The sequence below is a fragment of the Chimaeribacter coloradensis genome, from assembly GCF_002858715.1.
Classification (GTDB): domain Bacteria; phylum Pseudomonadota; class Gammaproteobacteria; order Enterobacterales; family Enterobacteriaceae; genus Chimaeribacter; species Chimaeribacter coloradensis.
In genome coordinates, this window is sequence record NZ_PJZH01000059.1 from 1 (window position 1) to 3,293 (window position 3,293).

General features: G+C 52.7%; 2 rRNA genes. Both read right to left on the bottom strand.

Annotated elements, in window-relative coordinates:
* Positions 1-7: 7 nt before the first annotated feature.
* A 5S ribosomal RNA gene (gene rrf / locus CYR32_RS21115) occupies positions 8-123 on the bottom strand.
* A 100-nt stretch (positions 124-223) separates the two neighbouring features.
* Positions 224-3,133 (bottom strand): 23S ribosomal RNA (locus CYR32_RS21120).
* Positions 3,134-3,293 lie beyond the last annotated feature (160 nt).

Here is a 3,293-nt window from a genome sequence, read left to right on the forward strand (position 1 = left end):
ATTTGATGCCTGGCAGTTCCCTACTCTCGCATGGGGAGACCCCACACTACCATCGGCGCTACGGCGTTTCACTTCTGAGTTCGGCATGGGGTCAGGTGGGACCACCGCGCTAGTGCCGCCAGGCAAATTCTGTTTATTCCGACCGCCGTTAAGGCCGTCAGAACCAATCTCGGAACATCGCTGAAAATCAGAGTCTCTGTCTCAAAAACACCTTCGGTGTTGTAAGGTTAAGCCTCACGGGTCATTAGTACCGGTTAGCTCAATGCATCGCTGCACTTACACATCCGGCCTATCAACGTCTTGGTCTTAAACGTCCCTTCAGGGAACTCAAGGTCCCAGGGAAGACTCATCTCGAGGCAAGTTTCGCGCTTAGATGCTTTCAGCGCTTATCTTTTCCGCACTTAGCTACCGGGCAGTGCCATTGGCATGACAACCCGAACACCAGGGGTGCGTTCACTCCGGTCCTCTCGTACTAGGAGCAACCCCTCTCAATCTTCCAACGCCCACGGCAGATAGGGACCGAACTGTCTCACGACGTTCTAAACCCAGCTCGCGTACCACTTTAAACGGCGAACAGCCGTACCCTTGGGACCTACTTCAGCCCCAGGATGTGATGAGCCGACATCGAGGTGCCAAACACCGCCGTCGATATGAACTCTTGGGCGGTATCAGCCTGTTATCCCCGGAGTACCTTTTATCCGTTGAGCGATGGCCCTTCCATTCAGAACCACCGGATCACTAAGACCTGCTTTCGCACCTGCTCGAGCCGTCACTCTCGCAGTCAAGCTAGCTTATGCCTTTGCACTAACCTCACGATGTCCGACCGTGATTAGCTAACCTTCGTGCTCCTCCGTTACTCTTTAGGAGGAGACCGCCCCAGTCAAACTACCCACCAGACACTGTCCTCACCCCAGATTATGGGGCCGAGTTAGAACATCAAACATTAAAGGGTGGTATTTCAAGGATGGCTCCACGCAGACTGGCGTCCACGCTTCAAAGCCTCCCACCTATCCTACACATCAAGGCTCAATGTTCAGTGTCAAGCTATAGTAAAGGTTCACGGGGTCTTTCCGTCTTGCCGCGGGTACACTGCATCTTCACAGCGAGTTCAATTTCACTGAGTCTCGGGTGGAGACAGCCTGGCCATCATTACGCCATTCGTGCAGGTCGGAACTTACCCGACAAGGAATTTCGCTACCTTAGGACCGTTATAGTTACGGCCGCCGTTTACCGGGGCTTCGATCAAGAGCTTCGCGTTGCCGCTAACCCCATCAATTAACCTTCCGGCACCGGGCAGGCGTCACACCGTATACGTCCACTTTCGTGTTTGCACAGTGCTGTGTTTTTATTAAACAGTTGCAGCCAGCTGGTATCTGCGACTGGCTTCGGCTCAGGGAGCAAGTCCCGTCACCTACATGCCAGCGTGCCTTCTCCCGAAGTTACGGCACCATTTTGCCTAGTTCCTTCACCCGAGTTCTCTCAAGCGCCTGAGTATTCTCTACCTGACCACCTGTGTCGGTTTGGGGTACGATTTCGTGTTACCTGGAGCTTAGAGGCTTTTCCTGGAAGCAGGGCATCAGCTACTTCACCACCGTAGTGGTTCGTCATCACGCCTCAGTGTTAAAGCCAACCGGATTTACCAGGTTGACACACCTACACGCTTAAACCAGGACAACCGTCGCCTGGCCAGCCTAGCCTTCTCCGTCCCCCCTTCGCAGTAACACCAAGTACAGGAATATTAACCTGTTTCCCATCGACTACGCTTTTCAGCCTCGCCTTAGGGGTCGACTCACCCTGCCCCGATTAACGTTGGACAGGAACCCTTGGTCTTCCGGCGTGCGGGTTTTTCACCCGCATTATCGTTACTTATGTCAGCATTCGCACTTCTGATACCTCCAGCAGACCTCACAGTCCACCTTCGCAGGCTTACAGAACGCTCCCCTACCCAACAACGCATAAGCGTCGCTGCCGCAGCTTCGGTGCATGGTTTAGCCCCGTTACATCTTCCGCGCAGGCCGACTCGACCAGTGAGCTATTACGCTTTCTTTAAATGATGGCTGCTTCTAAGCCAACATCCTGGCTGTCTATGCCTTCCCACATCGTTTCCCACTTAACCATGACTTTGGGACCTTAGCTGGCGGTCTGGGTTGTTTCCCTCTTCACGACGGACGTTAGCACCCGCCGTGTGTCTCCCGTGATAATATTCTTCGGTATTCGCAGTTTGCATCGGGTTGGTAAGCCGGGGTGGCCCCCTAGCCGAAACAGTGCTCTACCCCCGAAGATAAGTTCACGAGGCGCTACCTAAATAGCTTTCGGGGAGAACCAGCTATCTCCCGGTTTGATTGGCCTTTCACCCCCAGCCACAAGTCATCCGCTAATTTTTCAACATTAGTCGGTTCGGTCCTCCAGTTAGTGTTACCCAACCTTCAACCTGCCCATGGCTAGATCACCGGGTTTCGGGTCTATACCTTGCAACTTGACGCCCAGTTAAGACTCGGTTTCCCTACGGCTCCCCTATACGGTTAACCTTGCTACAAAATATAAGTCGCTGACCCATTATACAAAAGGTACGCAGTCACCCTGGTAAACCAAGGCTCCCACTGCTTGTACGTACACGGTTTCAGGTTCTATTTCACTCCCCTCGCCGGGGTTCTTTTCGCCTTTCCCTCACGGTACTGGTTCACTATCGGTCAGTCAGGAGTATTTAGCCTTGGAGGATGGTCCCCCCATATTCAGACAGGATGTCACGTGTCCCGCCCTACTCATCGAACTCACAGCCTGTGTGCTTTTGTGTACGGGACTATCACCCTTTACTGTGCGACTTTCCAGACGCTTCCACTAACACACAAACTGATTCAGGTTCTGGGCTGTTCCCCGTTCGCTCGCCGCTACTGGGGGAATCTCGGTTGATTTCTTTTCCTCGGGGTACTTAGATGTTTCAGTTCCCCCGGTTCGCCTCATTACGCTATGTATTCACATAATGATAGTGTGACGTATCACACTGGGTTTCCCCATTCGGGTATCGTCGGGTATAACGCTTCATATCAGCTTACCGACGCTTATCGCAGATTAGCACGCCCTTCATCGCCTCTGACTGCCTAGGCATCCACCGTGTACGCTTAGTCGCTTAACCTCACAACCCGAAGATGTTTCCATCTGCGAGCGTGATTATTTGAGAGACTCTATTACAACCACGCACTACTCTATGCATCACCCAAGGGTGAGACATTACGGAGAGTAATGGGTGCTGTAATGTTTCAATTTTCAGCTTGTTCCGGATTGTTAAAGAGCAA